Source organism: Streptomyces chiangmaiensis (assembly GCF_036281785.1).
Taxonomy (GTDB): Bacteria; Actinomycetota; Actinomycetes; order Streptomycetales; family Streptomycetaceae; genus Streptomyces; species Streptomyces chiangmaiensis.
Genome location: NZ_JAYWVC010000714.1, coordinates 1 through 627 on the forward strand (window position 1 = coordinate 1; position 627 = coordinate 627).

Annotated in this window: 1 pseudogene; it reads right to left on the bottom strand. The window is 73.4% G+C overall.

What is annotated here, in order from left to right:
* A pseudogene (locus tag VXC91_RS46585) lies at positions 1–627 on the bottom strand (protein phosphatase); the annotation flags it as partial.

A 627-nucleotide genomic window follows, 5' to 3' on the forward strand; every position in this document is an offset into this window, starting at 1 on the left:
GGTGCGGACGAACGATGCCACCCCCAGCACCGCCCGCCGCGCCCGGATGGGCACGATCATCCCGGAGTGCATGCCGTGTTCATGGAGCGTCCGTGCCCGCGTGGGGTCCTGATCCAGCCATGTGCCGGGACCGGCGTCCAGTACGGGTTCCAGGTAGGAGCGGCCCGAGGACAGAGCGCCGGCCCAGGGCGAGGGCCTTTGGACGAGGACGGGCTCTCCGCGCGCCCACGGGGACTCCGGGGCCCCGGGTCGGATCGAGGCCAGGCCGGCGCGGCGAAGAACGTGGCGGCGCCCGCCCGCCGGGCCGATACGGGCCGGTTCTTCGCCGAGCCGGACCGAGTCCGCCAGGTCGACGGTGGCGTAGTCGGCCAACAGGGGCACGGCGAGATCGGCCAGTTCCTGGCTGGTCTGCATCACGTCCAGGGTGCTCCCGATACGCGTGCCGGCCTCGCTGAGGATGGCCAGACGCTCGCGCGCCCGCTGGCTGCCCGTGACATCCACGCTGATGGCACACACCCCGAGGGCCTGGCCGTCGGCGTCCTGGAGACAGAAGAGCGAGGTCGCGACCACGCGCTCCCGGCGCATTTCCGCCGGTGGCCACGCCCGGTACTCGTGGACCGCGGGCAG